This is a genomic window from Guyparkeria hydrothermalis (genome assembly GCF_023555385.1).
Classification (GTDB): Bacteria; Pseudomonadota; Gammaproteobacteria; order Halothiobacillales; family Halothiobacillaceae; genus Guyparkeria; species Guyparkeria hydrothermalis_A.
In genome coordinates, this window is record NZ_JAJSED010000001.1 from 51,878 (window position 1) to 68,054 (window position 16,177).

Genomic DNA, 16,177 nt, shown 5'->3' on the forward strand with positions numbered 1-16,177 from the left:
GCGGAATGCCGGGGGGCTTTTTCGTGGTGGACGGCTCTCGGGCTCAGTGGTCGTTCGGGGTGGCCACGATGCTGCGGTTGTCGGCCAGGCAGCCGATCAGTTCGTTGAGCGGCATGGGACGGGCGAACAGGTAGCCTTGCAGGCTATCGCAGCCCCAGTCGACCAGGATCTCCCGCTGCGCCTCGGTCTCGATGCCCTCGGCGACCACCTGGATGCCTAGGTGGTGGGCCATCGAGATGATGCCCTGCACGATCGCGGCATCGTCGGCGCTGTCCTCGACGCCCTGGATGAAGCTGCGGTCGATCTTGATCTTGTCGATCGGCAGGTGCTTCAGGTAGCTGAGGCTGGAGAAGCCGGTGCCGAAGTCGTCGATCGAGACACTGATGGTGCTGTCGCGCAGCCGGTGCAGGGTCTGGATTGCCGACTCGGTCTCGCTCATCAGGATGCCCTCGGTCAGCTCCAGTTCCAGCCGGCTGGCGGGCAGGCCGGTAAGCTCGAGCGTGCGATGGATGGTGGCGAGGAAGTTGGGCCGGTGGAACTGCAGCGGCGACAGGTTGATCGCCATCCGGCCATCGTCGAGGCCCTGGTCGATCAGCGACTTCATGTCCCGACAGGCCCGTTCGAGAATCCACTCGCTCAACGGGATGATCTGGCCGGTCTCCTCGGCCAGTGGGATGAAGGTGGCCGGCGAGACCCAACCGTGCTCCGGGTGATGCCATCGCAGCAATGCCTCGAACCCGGTGATCTCTCGGTCCGGGCCGCGCACCAGCGGCTGGTAGAACACGTGGAAATCCTTGTGTTCTAGGGCTTCCTGCAGGTCGTTACGCAGCCCCACGCGGCGGCGGACCTGCGTGTTGATCTCCTCGTTGAAGATTTGGCAGGTGTTGCGCCCCTGTTGCTTGGCCCGGTACATCGCCATGTCGGCCTGCTGGATCAGGGACAGCGGGCTCTCCATGCCGGGCTCGCTGATCGCGATGCCGATGCTCGCGCTGAGATAGAGCTCGTGGTCATCGATACGGTAGGGCCGGCTGATGTCCGGTAGCAGGCGCTCGGCCACCAGCAGCGCGTCCTCTTCACCGCCGATGTCCGCCAGCAGGGCGACGAATTCGTCGCCGCCGAAGCGTGCCAGGGTGTCCTCGGCTCGCATCTGCTCGTCCAGACGGCGAGAGACCTCAATCAGGATCTTGTCGCCGACGGCGTGGCCGAGGCTGTCGTTGATCGGCTTGAACTCGTCGAGATCCACGAACAGCACGGCCACGCGGGTATCGCGGCGTCGCGATAGCTCCACGGTGTGGCACAGGCGGTCTTCGAACAGCGACCGGTTCGCCAATCCCGTCAGGGTGTCATGGGTGGCGTTGAAGGCGAGCTGGGCTTCGTAGGACTTGTGCGCCGAGACGTCGTTCTGCAGCCCGACGAAGTGGCTGACCTCGCCCGACTCGTCCTCTACCGGCGCGATGTGCAACTCGTTCCAGAACTGGCTGCCGTCCTTGCGGTAGTTGCGCAGCAGCACCCGGACCGGGCGCTTTTCGGCCAAAGCCTCGTGGATCTCCCGGACCGCGTCGGGATCGGTCTGTTCCCCCTGCAGGAAGCGGCAGTTGTGTCCGAGGACCTCCTCGGCGCTGTAGCCGGTCATGCGGGTGAAGGCGGCGTTGGTGTAGATGATCGGCAGGTCCGGGCGACGAGCATCCGCGATCACCACGCCGTGGATGCTGGCTTCGACGCTGCGTTCCAAGGTGCGCAGGCGACGTTCCTGACGCTTGCGGATGGTGATGTCCTTCGCGATGCCGTAGACGGCCTCGATCTGGCCGTTGATCACCATCGGCAGGTAGGTGACGTCGAAATCGTGACGGCTGCCGTCGGTGTGGTTCACCGCGAGTTCGGTGAACTGCGTGCGGCCGCGAATGGTGCGATCGATCGCGCGGCGGACACGATCGCGATCGGCCGTGTCGATCAGTTCGATCAGGGATCGGCCGGCGAGATCCCGCGTGGGCCGGTCGAACATCGTCTCGGTGGTGTGGTTGAAGCTCTGCAGCTGGCCCTCGGCATCGAGCGAGAACACGGCATCGGGGTTGTAGGCGAACAGAGAGCGATAGCGCTGCTCGTTCTCCTCCAGCGCGCTACGGTCGCGGTGTCGTTCGATGGCGAGCGACACCAGGTCGGCAGCGCGGGCGATCCGGCGCTGGTGGTTGGTCGTGGGCATTTCCGGGACTTCCCGGTAGCTGGCGAAGGTGCCCAGCACCTGGCCGGCCGACGTCAGCAGCGGGTACGACCAGCAGGAACGCAGTCCGTTGGCCTGAGCGACCTCCCGGAAACCGTGCCAGCGTGGGTCGGTGGCGATGTCGTCGGTGAAGATCGGCTCCTTGCGGCCGGCTGCCATGCCGCAGCCGGCCTCGTTTATCGGAATGGAAGCGAATGCTGCCCGGTAGGTCGCGGACAGGCTGGGCGCGGCGGCGAGGTTAAGGGTCCGGCCGTCCTCGTCGCAGAGCATGATCGAGCAATGCGACAGGGGGTCATGTTCCTCGAGCAACTCGCACACCGAGCGCAGCGTATGCTCGAGCGAGTCCGAGTGCAGGATCATCTGCTGGATGAGGTGCTGGGATTCGAGTTCACGACGGGTCGTCAGCAGGCGCCGCGCGTGAGCCAGACGGCTGCGACCGGTCGCCAGCAGCAGGACGACCAGGTGGGTGACTGCCAGCCCGATCAGCGTGACGGTGGCGGGTAGGATCGCCGTGATCTCCTTTCGCGTCCCGTCCTGAAGATAGCTCCTGGCCAGCAGACGGGGGCCGTACGGCAAGGCCAGTTCCCGCTCGGCCAGCAGGGCCTTGTAGTCGCCTTCCATTTCGCGGCCCTGAAGGTCGATCGCCCCGTTCTTCCCGAGGGAAAGCTGTACCGCCACCGGGCGTGCAGCGCCAAGTGGGGAGCGGCTGATCAACTGGCGGAGATCGAGCAGGGCCAGCAGCTGCCGCTCATCCCCGCCGGGAATCGATATGGGCACCGCCACGACGCTCGTGCTTCGACCGGTTGAGGGTGTGGCTGCCAGCAGCATCAGACGCGGCTCGGCGTCGACGGTAGAAAGCCAGTTCCGTGCATCCTCGTTGTCGAGCAACTGCTGCAGGAGCCGATCGCCGCTCGGTCCGCGGCTCGCCCTCCAGACGGGGCGCTGTTTTGCGTCGAGCATTGCCAGCAGTTGCAGGCTTTCCATGTCGTCGAGATAGCTTTTTGCGTCCTGCTCGCGAATGAACTCGGCAGTTGGGAGTTGGCTGAAGAGTTGCCAGCGCATCGCCAGTCGACGCAGGGTCTCGATCCGGTTCGTGAGCACCTGTCCACCGACGATCTCCACCCGGTCGAGCTCCGCCTCGCCGGTGGCCTGCAGTTCCTGGTTGTGTTCGAGGGAAAACTGGTACCAAGCCAGGGCGCTGAACAGCGAACCGGCCATGGCGGCGGCCACTGCCATGGCACCCAGGTCGCTCAGCCGGTTGTCGGACTGGCGGCCGGCCAGCCACATCGCCCCGCCGAACAACAGGGTGAACAGGACGGCTACCCAGGCGGTGGTGGAGTGAAACCGCAACCATGGCGCGTTGCCCAGCAGCATCCACAATGCCGAGACGCCGCCGAGAAACAGCATCAGCCCGCCAACCCACTGCCAGGGCCGCTGGGCCAGTGGTGATCCGCCGGGGATCATCAGGCACAGCGCAATGGCGATCAGCAGCAGGGCGGCCTCGGTCGACAGGTGCTCGTGGGGGATGTGAGCGGGGTCGAGGCTGCTCGGGAAGTGGACGCCGTTGGTCGCTGCGCTGAAGCCGATCAGCAATAGAAGCGCCATGCCGGCGGCGTAGTGGAGTGGGCGCCAGCGTTGCAGATGACCGCCCAGTCCGAGTCCGGCGAGCAGGGCGGCCACGGCGCTTTCCCGGGTCAGCGGCAGGCCCAGCGGGCCCGGATCGCTGATCAGCAGCGGGGCGACCAGTCCGACGGTGCCGACGGTGACGCAGGCGGCGACCACCATCAGCAGGTAGGACTTCAGCAGGACGGGGGTATCGGTCGTGGCTTTCATGGATGCCCGGGCATGTCGCGAGGACTGGGTGGCGCGTGATGGTGAGTCAAGCTAATCGTTCGACTGTCCTGGAACAAATCAATCTTTTTTGCGCGGCCATTCGCCGGCGCGAGCCGGTGGCGTATCGGTGCGACGGTCACAGCCAGCGACGAGTCTGTTGACGATAGCGGTGGAACGTCTCGCCGAAGTGCCGAGCCAGTGCCGCTTCCTCGCCACGGATCTGGAAGCGGTCGATGAACAGGACGAACAGCACCAGGACAAACAGACCCAGTGGCTGTCCCAGCCAGAAGGCGACGCCCGTCAGCAGCAGCGCATCGCCCAGGTAGATGGGATTGCGGCTGATGCGGTAGATGCCTTGCGTGACCAGGTGGCTTGCGCGCTCGGGGCGAAACGGGTCGATGGTGGTATGCGCGCGCCAGAGGGTCCAGACGGCGGCAAGCATCAGTCCGCCGCCGGCGACGAACAGGGCCCCGGCCAGCCAAGGGAGTCCAACCCAGTCGATCGTCGATTTCGGCCAGAGGCGCGAGGCGGCGTAGGTCAGCGCCATGGCGATCAGCAGCGCGGCGGGGGGCGGAATCAGTCGGGTCAGCATCTGAAAACGATCCGTCGTTTGAGTCTCCGGTGTCGCCAGTCTAGTCCGCCTGTCAGCGGAATGACATGGCGTGGGCGCCGTGCCCGCGGTTTATCCCTCGGGGACGATGACCTAAAGTCGTCTGTCGAAACGCGCATCGCCAGATGCATTCGTTCGACTCATGCCAGAGGGAGTGTCGTGATGTTGTCCAGACTGAAGAGCCGCTCGGTCCTGCTGACCGGGGAGGATGCCGAAGCCAAGCGGGAGGCCGTGCGGGCCTACTTCCATCGCACGATGGACATCTACGAGAAGCTCTTCGAGGTCATCACCGACGACCAGGCCTTCTACGAACGCCCCGAGCCGCTGCGTCACCCGCTGATCTTCTACTTCGGCCACACGGCGACCTTCTATATCAACAAGCTGGTCACGGCGAAGGCGACCACGCGCATCGACCCGCAGCTCGAAGGCATGTTCGCCATCGGCGTCGACGAGATGTCCTGGGACGATCTCAACGACGACCACTACGACTGGCCGTCGGTCGACCGGGTGCGCGAGTATCGCCGCGCGGTGCGCGAGCGGGTCGACCAGCTGATCTCCCAGCTCGACTGGACTCCGCCGGTGCGCTGGGAGGACCACCCCACCTGGTCGATCTTCATGGGCATCGAGCACGAGCGCATCCACCTGGAGACCTCCTCGGTGCTCATCCGGCAGCTCGATCTCGAATGGGTACGCCCGCACGATGACTGGCCGATCTGCGACGCGGCCGCTGCGAGCGCCGCTGAGGCCCCTGCGAACGAACTGCTTGAGGTGACCGGCGGCACGGTGGTGCAGGGCAAGTCGCACGATGCGCCGTTGTACGGCTGGGACAACGAATACGGTCAGTTGACCACCCGGGTGGATACCTTCCGTGCCAGCCGCATGCAGGTGTCCAACGCCGAGTTCCTCGCCTTCGTCGAGGCCGGTGGCTACGAGACGCCCGAGTGGTGGACCGATGAAGGGCGACGCTGGCTCGACTTCCGTGGTGCCGCCCACCCGATCTTCTGGGTGCCGCGCGGCGATTCCCAAGGTCACTCTTCTTGGGGCTACCGCACCATGACCCGCGAGATCGACATGCCCTGGGACTGGCCGGTGGACGTGAACTACCTCGAGGCCAAGGCCTTCTGCAACTGGCTCGCCGAGACCACCGGCAAGTCCATCCGCCTGCCCACCGAACCCGAATACGAACGCCTGCGCCAGATCGCCGGCGTGCCGGATGAGCCGGAGTGGGGCGAGCGGGCGCCTGGCAACATCAACCTCGAGTACTGGGCCTCGGCCTGTCCGGTCGATCGTTTCGCCCAAGGTGATTTCTATGACGTGATCGGCAACGTCTGGCAATGGACCGAGACGCCCATCGACGCCTTCGAGGGCTTTGAGCCGCACCCGATTTACGACGACTTCTCGGTGCCCACCTTCGACAACCAGCACAACCTGATCAAGGGCGGATCGTGGATCTCGACCGGCAACGAGGCTACCCGCGATGCCCGCTACGCCTTCCGCCGGCACTTCTTCCAGCACGCCGGCTTCCGCTACGTCGAGGGCGAGCCGGTGCGACCGCCGGCGAGCAAGGACGAGAGCTACTACGAGACCGACGCCCAGTTGGCGCAGTACTGCGACTTCCACTATGGCCGCTCGTACTTCGGTGTCGCCAACTTCCCGCGGGCGCTGGCCGAGTACGCCCTGCGGCAGATGGAGGGACGAAACCATGGCGCGGCGCTGGACATCGGCTGCGCGACGGGGCGGGCGACCTTCGAGCTCGCACCGCATTTCGAGTCGGTCACGGGGCTCGACTTCTCGGCGCGCTTCATCCAGATCGCCCAGGCGATGCTTGATGACGGCCAGATCGCCTACGCGCTGCCCACCGAGGGCGAGCTGACCGAGGACCGCGCCGCTTCGCTGGCCGCGCTGGGTCTCGAAGCGCGCGACAATATCGACTTCTGGCAGCAGGATGCCTGCAACATGAAGCCGCACTTCGCCGGCTACGATCTGGTGCTCGCCGGTAACCTGATCGACCGGCTCTATGATCCGGGCAAGTTCCTTGACGATATCGCCGGGCGCATCAACGCCGGCGGCCTGCTGGTGCTGGCCTCGCCCTACACCTGGCTCCAGGAGTGCACGCCACGCGAGCGCTGGCTGGGTGGCTACGTTGACGAGGACGGCCGACCCGTGACGACGCTCGACACGCTGATCAAGCGCCTCGAGCCGAACTTCGAGCTGGTGGGCGAGCCGGCGGACATCCCGTTCGTCATCCGCGATACGGCCCGGCGATTCCAGCACACGGTCAGCCAGGTCACCGTGTGGGCGCGCCGATGAGTCGACGCGAATCCTCGACCGATTTCACCCGGCTGGCTCAGTACCCCGGTTCGGGCTGCGAGAAATACGACCGGCGCGGCGAGATCTTCGGCCGCGACGACGTGATCCCGCTGTGGGTGGCGGACATGGACTTCCCGGCACCGGACTTCGTCAACGAGGCATTGGCCGAGCGGCTGGCCGACGGGGCCTTTGGTTACGCCAAGCCCGATGCCGGCCATTTCGACGCCATCACCGGCTGGCTTGCGGGCCAGCACGACTGGCAAGTCGCCCCCGAGACGATTGTGCCGGTGCCGGGCGTGGTGCCGGCCATGGCGATGGCCATCCGTGCCTTCACGAGACTCGATGCGCGGGTGATCATCCAGCCGCCGGTGTATTTCCCGTTCTTCCAGGTGGTTCGCGACCAGGGGCGTACTCTCGTTGAGAACCCGCTGGTCGAGCGACCGGATGGATCCGGCGGCACGCGCTACGAGATGAATTTCGAGGCGCTGGAGGCCGAGGCTGCCGAGGCCGAGATGCTGTTGCTGTGCAATCCGCACAATCCCGGTGGCCGGGCCTGGAGTACCGACGAACTGCGCCAGGTCGCGACCATCTGCGCGCGCCACGATGTGATGGTGATCAGCGACGAGATCCACATGGATCTGACCTACCCGGGCGTGTCGCACACGCCGTTCGCCCGGGTAGGCGATCCCTCCGGCTGCCGCTGGTTCACGGTGACCGCGCCGGGCAAGACGTTCAATACCGCCGGTATCGGTGGCGGCTACGCCGTGATCCCCGATGCCGCCATCCGCGAGCGGTTCGACCGCGAGCGCCGCGGCATGCACCTGGGCGAGGGGTCGGTGTTCGGCCTGACCGCGCTCAAGGCGGCCTATGTGCATGGCTCACACTGGCCGGATGAGCTGATGGCGCATGTCGCGATCAATCGTGACCGGGTGGTCGAGGCGGTAAGTGATCTGCCGATCGAGCCGATGTGGCCCGAGGCGACCTATCTCTTGTGGCTGGACTGCCGCGGCATGGGGCTGTCGGATGCCACCAGCGATCCCGAGGATCGTGCCCTGCAGCGGTTCTTCATCGAGGAGGCGGGCCTTGGGCTCAGTCAGGGCATCATTTTCGGTGAGCCCGGGCGCGGTTACATGCGCATCAACCTGGCCTCGCCCACGCGGGTGATCGACCGTGCCATGGCCCAGTTGCGCGAGGCGTGGGCCATCCGGGTGGACGACCGCGGCTAGACGGACGATACAGCGCCAGTTCGGGCGCGCGTTCAGTCACGCAGACGGGCATCGAGGTGATCGACGGCCTCGGCCCAGTCGGCGTCTTCCGCGAGCGACTCGCGCAGAAACCGTTGCTGGTTCTCGTTCCAGAACGGGGCGTCGGTCAGCGCGACGTCGCTGGGCAGCGGCGAATGCCGGTCGATGAACGCCTCGATCGCCTCTTTCGAGGCATCCAGCCCCAGTTGCTCGAACAGTTCACTCAGCGGGTGAAACGGTGCCTGCATGCGATCTCCTCCAGATGGTTCATGCCCAGCTTGATGTGGGTTTGCCGTTGTCCGGTAAAAAGTCTAGATGCTTTTTCCGGCCGCGACTCGCCCGTCTATACTCGGCCCTTTTCCCGGAGTGAAACGCCCATGTGGCAAGACTACTTCCTGTTCCTGCTAAAGACCGCGACGCTCGGGGTGGCGGTAATCTTCGTCGTTGCCGCCGTGGTCTCGGTCGTGGCCCAGGCTCGCAACGCGCAGTCCGGCGATGCACGACTCAAGCCGCTCAAGATCCGCCGCCTGAATGACGAGATCGAGTCGCGCACCAAGCAGTTGCGACATGCGATCGAGAAACCGGCCGGAGGAGTCAAAGGGGCCTGGAGCAAGCTTCGCGACCGTCTACCGGGGGGCGGCAAGGATCAGCAGGAGGCCGCGGACGGACAGGAGACGGAGGAATCGACCGAAAAGTCGTCGGTCGCCGCGGAGAAACCCGAATCGGAGACCGAGTCGCCACGACACTACGTACTTCACTTCGCCGGAGACATCCGCGCGTCGGCCGTCGATGCCCTGCGCGAGGAGGTCTCGGCGGTGCTGCAGGTCGCGCGGCCGGGCGTCGACCGCGTGCTGCTGGTGCTCGACAGCCCGGGTGGGGTGGTGCCGGGTTACGGCCTTGCCGCCGCGCAACTGGCCCGGCTGCGCTCCGCCGAGATCGAGCTGGTCGCGATCGTCGACCGGGTGGCGGCCAGCGGCGGTTACATGATGGCCGCGGTCGCCGATCGCATTGTTGCCGCCCCGTTCTCGATCATCGGCTCGATCGGGGTGGTGGCGCAGTTGCCCAACATCCACCGCCTTCTCAAGCGCAACGATATCGATGTCGAGTTGCACACCGCCGGGCAGTACAAGCGCACCCTGACGCTGTTGGGCGAGAACACCGAGGCCGGCCGGGAGAAATTTCGCGAGGAACTCGAACAGGCCCACCTGCTGTTCAAGCAGTTCCTGGCACGTTACCGCCCATCGCTCGATCTCGAGCGCCTGGCGACCGGCGAGCACTGGTACGGCGAGGATGCGCTCGAACTGGGGCTGATCGACGCGATCGGCACCAGCGATGACCTGATCCTCGAGGCGGTCAGTGCCGGTGACACCTTCGAGATCAGCCAGCCGATCAAGAAGCGAGGGCTGCTGGCGAAACTGAACGCCTCGGCACAGCAGGCGCTGAGCGAGTGGCGTCATCCGCTCTGAGCCCCAGGGCTAGTCGCTGCTGCGCTCCCGCCAGTGATACAGCGCGAGGATCTGTCGGTAGGTATCGGCCACGTCGCGGGCGAAGTGGTCGATGGCGTGCCGTCGGGCGGTGGTGACGGCCTGTTCGGCCATGGCGGCACGCAGGGCGTCGTCCTCGATCAGTCGCCGGGCGGCGGTCGTCCAGCGGTCGATGTCCTCGGCCGTCTTGAAGCCGTTGGTCTCGTTCTTCACCACGTCGTCGATGCCGCTGGAGCGTACGGCCACCACCGGCAGCCCCGCGGCCATCGCCTCGAGGATCACCATCCCCTGGGTCTCCGATTTCGAGGCGAAGACGAACGCATCACCCAGCCGGTAGTAGCGCGCCATCTCCTCGGGTGCCACGCTGCCGACCAGCGTGACCGTATCGCTCAGGCCCAGCTCGTCGATGCGCTCCTGGAGACGGGCGTGCTCCTCGCCCTCGCCGATGATCAGGCAGCGGAATGAGCGCGTCGAGCGGCGATTGAGCTCGTCGAGGGCGGCGATCAGGAAATCGATGTTCTTCTCCTGGCTCAGTCGCGACACGCTCACCAGCACCCGTTCGTCCTCACCGATGCCGTGCGCCTGGCGCAACGTCTCGACCGCCGCCGTGTCGACGGCCTGGAAGCGATCGAAGTCGATGCCGGTCGGATGGACGTAGATCGGTGATGTCACCCCGATGACCCGCAGGTACTCCTCGGCCGACTCGGTCGGCACGATCACCCCGGTGCAGCGATTGGCGAAGCGCCGGATCGCCGTGTGCGCGATCAGGTTGCGGAACAGCGGCCCCGGCAGCGGCACGAAGTGCGAGTAGTGCTCGAGGCGGGTGTGGTAGGTGAACACCGTCGGTACGTGCAGCCGTCGGGCACGCCACAACGCGGTCCATCCCAGCCAGAAGGGGTGGTGGATGTGAATGATGTCCGGCGCGAAACCTTTCAGGCCGCGTCGGATGCGCGGCGAGAGCGGGTTGGCCAGCCGGAACTCGTCCTTTCGGCCCATGCTGATCAGCGACGGGATCCGGATCACGTCCATGTCGTGATCGTCCTGAGCGGCATAGCTTGGCGCGATGATGCGAACGCGGTGGGCCAGCTGCTCGAGCCCGCGGCGCAGACGGTCGATGGAGATCGGCACGCCGCCGATGAAGGGCAGGAAATTGTTGGTCACCATCGCGACCTTCAGCGGGCGATCCCGCCACGGCGAGGTGTCGAGATCGTAGTTCCGGTAGTAGTCGCGCTCGACGAAGATCGCGCTGTAGAGCTTGATCGCCAGCAGTGCCAGCAGCCCGAGCACCAGCAGGAAGTTCAGGTGCCCGACGTAGAACAGCGAGTGGATGAAGAACCACAGGCTCTCCAGCGTCTTGAAGAACTGGTGCTGGCCGATGTCGAGCCGCTGGACGCTGATCGACACCTCGCCGCCCTCGGTGGTCACGTCGACGTAGTGGTAGAAGCTGGTCTCGTCGTTGAGCACCAGTCCGCCTGCCCCGCCGGTGACGACGTAATCGACGCCGTCGCGCACCTGATGATCGAACAGGTGCAGGTTGCTGGAGAACACCGCGTCGACGGCATGCTCTGAGAACAGCTGGTGGAGGCGGTCGCGAAAGGCGGTATCGCCGAGGTACTGGTCGTCGAAGTCCAGCGGGCTTTCCTTGGCGGTCTGGAACATCGGGTGGCCGATGAACACGAACCGGTGCGCCGCCGACGGGTCTCGCAACTGCTCCCTCAGCCAGTGGAGCTGGAATGGATAGGTGTCCGGGTCGGTGCTGTCGAGGAACAGGAACTGGCTGCCGCCGGCGCGGAAGCCGAAGAAGTAGGGACCGAAATGCTCGTAGTAGTTGAACGAGCCGAAGGCGCCGCTTTCCTTCTCGCCCACGGTGAGCAGATAGGGCATCTCCAGGTGGGATAGGGTGCGGTACAGCGCCCGGTACTTGTCCTCGCCGCCGCCGCTGACCGCGTTGCCCGCCGAGACGACCAGGTCGAGGTTTGCCCGATTGAGCATCGGGATCATCTTGCGCTCGAACAGGCCCACCGAGTTGTTGATATTGCCGACCACGGCGAAATGCAGGCCGTCGGCCGCGCGGGACTGGACCCGCTCGATCTGATCGGCATGGACCGCGTGGTAGGTCTGCTCGAAGAACGACAGATAGATCCGATAGCCGATCAGCAGCAGGATCGCCATCAGCGTCAGGTAGAAGGCGAGCTTTAGCCGGCGCGGGGTGAGCTTCTCCGACAGCCGGCTCATTGTCTGCCCCGTCGGCTCGCGGCGATCTCGCGCTGGGTGACGAACAGGCCGATCAGCATGCCCAGATAGATCGTCAGCGCCCGCCAGGCGACCGTCACCAGCACCAGGTGCGAGGCGGTGACCAGGTCACGGAAGAAGTGGCCGAACACGCCCTCGGCAATGCCCGAGGCCCCCGGCGTGGGCGAGAAATACATGACGAAGGTGGTCATCACCATGCGGCCGATGACCACCCAGTAGTCGAAGCCGTAGCCCAGCGCCCAGAAGAGCAGGGCGGGGAACGAGAACAGCGCCAGCAGGAAGATCGCCGTGAAGAGGAACGAGGCGGCGATGTCGGTCCAGCGCCCCTGGAAATAGCGCACGAAGCCGTGGGCGAAGCGCTGCAGTTCGCGGACCAGCCGATGGCGCCAGCGGTGATGCCGGCGAGCGCTGATCAGATGCAGTTCATGCAGGAACTTGAGCAGGCCCAGAAGCGGCCGCAGCAGCCAGTTAGATCGGAGCACCAGCACGGTGAAAAACCCCAGGTAGAGGATCACCGAGACGATCAGGGTCGCCACCAGCGACTGGCTTTGTGCCGCCTGTTCAGCGCCGGGCAGGGTGAGCAGGAGCACCGGGGTGGCGCCGAAGATGAACAGCACCGCGAGCGCGGTGCGGATGGTGGTCGCCGTCAGGCCGGTGCCAACTGGCACGCCGCGCCGGCGCATGAACCAAACCTGGGCCACGCCGCCGCCGGTGGCCAGCGGCGTGATGTTCGAGACGAAGATGTTGAGGAATACCAGTCGGGCGATCGCGCTCAGCGGCATGGTCTGGCCGAGCGCCCGCAGGGTGAACCACAGTCGCAGGCCGTCGGCGGTGAAGTAGACCAGCAGCAGGGCCAGGCTCGCCAGGATGAGCGACGGGGAGAGCAGACGGCTGTCCCAGGTGATCGTGTGGCCCGCGACCTGTGAGTAGACCGCATAGAGACCGGCCGCGCTCAGTCCGATGAACAGCACTGCGAACCAGAACAGGCGACGACCGCGAAAGGCCGGTTCGTCCTGAATCTCGAATCGATCGGGTTGGTGGTGCGGGTCGGTCATGCGGCTCCGCGATCACGGCACGCCGCTATTGTCACGGCTGCCGGGATGCCAGACACAGAAAAACCCGCGCAAGGCGGGTTTTCTGCAAACGGTTTTGGAGGCTGGACCCGGAGTCGAACCGAGGTAAACGGATTTGCAATCCGGTGCATAGCCACTCTGCCATCCAGCCGCAATCTGGAGCGGGAAACCGGATTCGAACCGGCGACCCCAACCTTGGCAAGGTTGTGCTCTACCAGCTGAGCTATTCCCGCTTGAGGGGGCGCAATTTTCATCAGGAACCGCCCCCTTGTCAAGTCGCTTTTGGCCCGGTCGCACGGATCACGCTGGCGCCAGTGGTCGAGGGTGGGTCGGTGCGGTGACATTATCGCTGACGCAAACGGGCAAGAAGCCAGCGCTGCAACATGCGGTTGCGCGATTGTCGCGCCCGGTTACACTCGGTACGGTCGGTCTGCAGACAGGCGGCAGGGTGGCGCGGATCGTGCAACTCCGCCGAGCGGGCGTCGAGATAGATGCGTACCCGCAGGACGACAGGATGTTGTCGCGAGTCGAGTACCGCGTGGTCGGTGAAGGCGAGCTCGAGGGTGAAGCGGCCGCGCTCCGTGACCCGGGCGACCACCTGGAATCCGAGAGTGAACTCGTCGCCCGGGGCCAGTCGGCGCAGATCGCCGAGTAATCGGCGAATCAGGATATAGTTCTGTTCATAGAGATCCATCAACTGATCGAATGGATCGTGTTCGGTGTAGCGAGGGATGCCGGTGTTGACGTTCATGCCTGCCAGTTTAGGGAACCTCCGCATGAATCGGAAACGTCCCGGGCTTTCCGGGACGCCCGCGGGCAGGGCGTCAGTAATCTGTCGGCCGGCAGTCGTCGGTGCGCTGGCGGTCTGCCTGCTGCTCGGCGCCACATCCGCCATGGCCGATGTCTACAAGTACCGCGATGCCCAGGGCGTGGTTCATCTGACCAACGTGCCCCAGCAGTCGTCCAACGAGCCCTACAAGCTCTGGCGCAAAGGTGAGGCCACCAAACCCAAGGGCTGGCAGGACGGCTACCGCGTGCTGCCGAAACTCGACCGCGAGCGGTTTGCCGACGTGGTCAACCGCTTCTCGGTGCGCCATGGCGTGGACCCCTCCCTGGTGCGCGCCGTCATCCATGCCGAGAGTGCCTTCCGCCCCGATGTGGTCTCGCCCAAGGGGGCCGGCGGCTTGATGCAGCTGATGCCCGGCACCGCCAAGCGCTTCAATGTCGTCGATCGCTTCAACCCCGAAGAGAACATTGCCGGTGGCGTCGCCTACCTGGCGCTGTTGCTGAAGATGTTCCGTGGCGACCGCGAACTGGCCGTGGCCGCCTACAACGCAGGGGAAAACGCCGTGAAGCGTTATGGCGGGATTCCGCCGTACCAGGAAACGAAGACCTACGTGCGTCGCGTCATGCAGCTGCAGGCGGCCTACGCCGGGGCGGGGTGAGCCCGGCCGTGGCATTGAACCAGGACGCGGACGACACCCCCGACCTTGCCGCCGAGAACGGCCGGTTGGACGCGTTTCTCGGCGGGCAGTCCGCCTTGGTGCTTGCCGTTACTTCAGCCGACGATGGTCCGCCGGTGATCGGGACTCTGCCGTTTGCACGAGTCGACGGTGCCCTCTGGGTGCTGGCGAGCGAGCTTGCCCCGCACACTCGTCCACTACTGGATGGTCGCGAAGCCAGTGTCGCGCTGCTCGCCGACCAGTCGGACACACGCAACCCCTTTGCCCGTGAGCGCGCCCAGTGGACCGTGAGCGTCGAGCCCGTCGCACGCGATGACGATCGCTTTCCTGGGATCGCCGCCGCGCTGCGCGCGCGGCACGGCAAGACCGTCGACCTGCTCTGTGGACTGGGCGATTTCCACCTGCTGGGCTTTCACCTCGGGGCGGGCAGCTACGTCAACGGCTTTGGCAGCGCCTTCGTGCTCGATGGCTTCTCGGTCGTCTCGCAGCGGCGCGGCTGAACGCCCTCAGCGCCAGCGCAGCAGCTCGATCGCCTCATCGATGACCGTCGGGTCGTCGGCCCGTTTCGGTGCCTGTTCGCTCAGGTGGCGGCGATAGGCACGTGCTCCCGGCTTGCCCTGGAACAGGGTGAGGATGGGCTTGATCAGCGTGGGCAGGCGCGTGCCCCGTTCGATCTCCGCTGCCGCGTAGTCCCGGTAGGCCTGCAGCGCTGCCAGCCGGTCGACCCGCCGCTCGTCGCCGAACAGGGCGGCGTCGATCTCGGCCAGCAGGCCGACGTTCTGGTAGGCCGCACGCCCCACCATCACCCCGTCGACCTCGTCGAGGGCGGACTGCATGGAGTCGATTCCCGTCAGGCCGCCGTTGAGCACCACGGTCAGATCCGGTCGTTCCTGCTTCAGCCGGGTGGCGAACTCGGGGCGCAGCGGCGGCACATCGCGATTCTGCTTCGGCGAAAGCCCCTTCAGCCAGGCCTTGCGGCTGTGGACGATGAACACGTCGGCGCCGCCTTCTTTCGCGACGATGTCGACGAATTCGCGGAATTCCTCGTATGTTTCCTGATGATCGATGCCGATGCGGCTCTTGACTGTCACCGGGACATCGACTGTCTCCTGCATGGCGGCGATGCATTCGGCCACCAGGGTCGGCCGGGCCATCAGGCAGGCGCCGAAGGCGCCGTTCTGCACCCGGTCGCTCGGGCAGCCGACATTGAGATTGATCTCGTCGTAGCCCCACTCGGCACCGATGCGGGCGGCCTTGGCCAGTGCCTCGGGGTCTGAGCCGCCCAGCTGCAGGGCGACCGGGTGCTCGGCCGGGTCGAAGCGCAGGTGGCGCTCGATGTCGCCGTGCAGCAGTGCCCCGGTGGTGACCATCTCCGTGTACAGGCGCGCGTGGCGGCTGAGCTGCCGCGCGAGGAAGCGGTAGTGCCGATCCGTCCAGTCGAGCATGGGCGCAATACAAAATCGCCAAGGATTGGCATGAGCCTGTGAGGTGCTTTTTGGTGCGCTTTGAGTCAACTTTTTAGTTCTGGGTGAGGTGTAGAACTGGCGAAAAATATCGCCGCTTTTTACCTGATTTGAAGCCGTGGTGCTACCAAAGTGCTACCACACTTCGCTGGTAGCACAGCTAGACATGATAGGTAGGTCTCTGGCTCAAGGGGTGGAAGGGCGGCAAAGATGTGTGTTCGTCCAA

12 protein-coding genes and 2 tRNA genes are annotated in these 16,177 nt (G+C 65.5%); 5 read left to right on the plus strand and 9 right to left on the minus strand.

The window, feature by feature from the left end:
* Nucleotides 1–43: 43 nt before the first annotated feature.
* Together LV476_RS00270 and LV476_RS00275 are read right to left on the minus strand one after the other, a co-directional pair.
* Nucleotides 44–4,051 (minus strand): bifunctional diguanylate cyclase/phosphodiesterase, encoded by a 4,008-nt coding sequence (locus tag LV476_RS00270; RefSeq protein WP_250072154.1) that lies wholly within the window; start codon nucleotides 4,049–4,051, stop codon nucleotides 44–46.
* A gap of 136 nt (nucleotides 4,052–4,187) precedes the next feature.
* A complete protein-coding gene (locus LV476_RS00275; RefSeq protein WP_250072156.1) occupies nucleotides 4,188–4,643 on the minus strand; it encodes a methyltransferase family protein in 456 nt (151 codons plus the stop codon).
* Nucleotides 4,644–4,823: 180 nt separating this feature from the next.
* On the opposite strand from LV476_RS00275, the gene ovoA reads away from it, so the two are divergent.
* Nucleotides 4,824–6,971 carry a 5-histidylcysteine sulfoxide synthase gene (gene ovoA / locus LV476_RS00280; protein WP_250072158.1) on the plus strand — a complete coding sequence of 716 codons (2,148 nt, stop codon included), beginning with the start codon at nucleotides 4,824–4,826 and terminating at the stop codon, nucleotides 6,969–6,971.
* Complete coding sequence (locus LV476_RS00285; protein WP_250072160.1) at nucleotides 6,968–8,197, plus strand: MalY/PatB family protein; 1,230 nt, start codon at nucleotides 6,968–6,970, stop codon at nucleotides 8,195–8,197. The genes ovoA and LV476_RS00285 overlap by 4 nt, the downstream gene beginning before the upstream one ends.
* A 32-nt stretch (nucleotides 8,198–8,229) precedes the next feature.
* Here the strand turns inward: LV476_RS00285 and LV476_RS00290 are convergent, their stop codons facing one another.
* Entirely contained in the window at nucleotides 8,230–8,463 is a 234-nt protein-coding gene (locus LV476_RS00290; RefSeq protein WP_250072162.1) for a DUF2789 domain-containing protein, read from the minus strand.
* A gap of 129 nt (nucleotides 8,464–8,592) precedes the next feature.
* Between LV476_RS00290 and sohB the strand changes: the two genes are divergently transcribed.
* Complete coding sequence (gene sohB, locus LV476_RS00295) at nucleotides 8,593–9,681, plus strand: protease SohB (protein ID WP_250072164.1); 1,089 nt, start codon at nucleotides 8,593–8,595, stop codon at nucleotides 9,679–9,681.
* A 9-nt stretch (nucleotides 9,682–9,690) separates the two neighbouring features.
* Here sohB and LV476_RS00300 read toward each other — a convergent pair whose 3' ends face one another.
* From LV476_RS00300 to LV476_RS00320, 5 genes are all read right to left on the minus strand, one after another.
* Nucleotides 9,691–11,934 carry a glycosyltransferase gene (locus LV476_RS00300; RefSeq protein WP_250072166.1) on the minus strand — a complete coding sequence of 748 codons (2,244 nt, stop codon included), beginning with the start codon at nucleotides 11,932–11,934 and terminating at the stop codon, nucleotides 9,691–9,693.
* A complete protein-coding gene (locus LV476_RS00305) occupies nucleotides 11,931–13,007 on the minus strand; it encodes a lysylphosphatidylglycerol synthase transmembrane domain-containing protein (protein ID WP_250072168.1) in 1,077 nt (358 codons plus the stop codon). Before LV476_RS00305 ends, LV476_RS00300 begins: the two co-directional genes overlap by 4 nt.
* Nucleotides 13,008–13,102: 95 nt before the next feature.
* Nucleotides 13,103–13,176, minus strand: a tRNA-Cys gene (locus LV476_RS00310).
* Between the two features lie 6 nt (nucleotides 13,177–13,182).
* Nucleotides 13,183–13,258, minus strand: a tRNA-Gly gene (locus tag LV476_RS00315).
* Between the two features lie 110 nt (nucleotides 13,259–13,368).
* The gene (locus LV476_RS00320) at nucleotides 13,369–13,803 is read right to left on the minus strand and encodes a DUF1249 domain-containing protein (protein WP_250072170.1); all 435 of its coding nucleotides are present in this window, start codon (nucleotides 13,801–13,803) and stop codon (nucleotides 13,369–13,371) included.
* Between LV476_RS00320 and LV476_RS00325 the strand changes: the two genes are divergently transcribed.
* Complete coding sequence (locus LV476_RS00325; protein ID WP_250072172.1) at nucleotides 13,802–14,470, plus strand: lytic transglycosylase domain-containing protein; 669 nt, start codon at nucleotides 13,802–13,804, stop codon at nucleotides 14,468–14,470. The two genes, LV476_RS00320 and LV476_RS00325, sit on opposite strands and share 2 nt — an antisense overlap.
* Before the next feature lie 8 nt (nucleotides 14,471–14,478).
* Nucleotides 14,479–14,988, plus strand: a complete 510-nt coding sequence (locus tag LV476_RS00330; RefSeq protein ID WP_250072174.1) for a hypothetical protein — start codon at nucleotides 14,479–14,481, stop codon at nucleotides 14,986–14,988.
* A gap of 6 nt (nucleotides 14,989–14,994) precedes the next feature.
* Here the strand turns inward: LV476_RS00330 and dusA are convergent, their stop codons facing one another.
* Entirely contained in the window at nucleotides 14,995–16,002 is a 1,008-nt protein-coding gene (gene dusA / locus LV476_RS00335; protein ID WP_284047375.1) for a tRNA dihydrouridine(20/20a) synthase DusA, read from the minus strand.
* Nucleotides 16,003–16,177 lie beyond the last annotated feature (175 nt).

What these genes read in the sequence shown, in the direction of transcription:
- LV476_RS00270 (WP_250072154.1), bottom strand. Translation starts at nt 4,051, where the DNA reads ATGAAAGCCACGACCGATACCCCCGTCCTGCTGAAGTCCTACCTGCTG.
- LV476_RS00325 (WP_250072172.1), top strand. Translation starts at nt 13,802, where the DNA reads ATGAATCGGAAACGTCCCGGGCTTTCCGGGACGCCCGCGGGCAGGGCG.
- ovoA (WP_250072158.1), top strand. Translation starts at nt 4,824, where the DNA reads ATGTTGTCCAGACTGAAGAGCCGCTCGGTCCTGCTGACCGGGGAGGAT.
- LV476_RS00305 (WP_250072168.1), bottom strand. Translation starts at nt 13,007, where the DNA reads ATGACCGACCCGCACCACCAACCCGATCGATTCGAGATTCAGGACGAA.
- LV476_RS00275 (WP_250072156.1), bottom strand. Translation starts at nt 4,643, where the DNA reads ATGCTGACCCGACTGATTCCGCCCCCCGCCGCGCTGCTGATCGCCATG.
- LV476_RS00290 (WP_250072162.1), bottom strand. Translation starts at nt 8,463, where the DNA reads ATGCAGGCACCGTTTCACCCGCTGAGTGAACTGTTCGAGCAACTGGGG.
- sohB (WP_250072164.1), top strand. Translation starts at nt 8,593, where the DNA reads ATGTGGCAAGACTACTTCCTGTTCCTGCTAAAGACCGCGACGCTCGGG.
- LV476_RS00300 (WP_250072166.1), bottom strand. Translation starts at nt 11,934, where the DNA reads ATGAGCCGGCTGTCGGAGAAGCTCACCCCGCGCCGGCTAAAGCTCGCC.
- LV476_RS00320 (WP_250072170.1), bottom strand. Translation starts at nt 13,803, where the DNA reads ATGCGGAGGTTCCCTAAACTGGCAGGCATGAACGTCAACACCGGCATC.
- LV476_RS00285 (WP_250072160.1), top strand. Translation starts at nt 6,968, where the DNA reads ATGAGTCGACGCGAATCCTCGACCGATTTCACCCGGCTGGCTCAGTAC.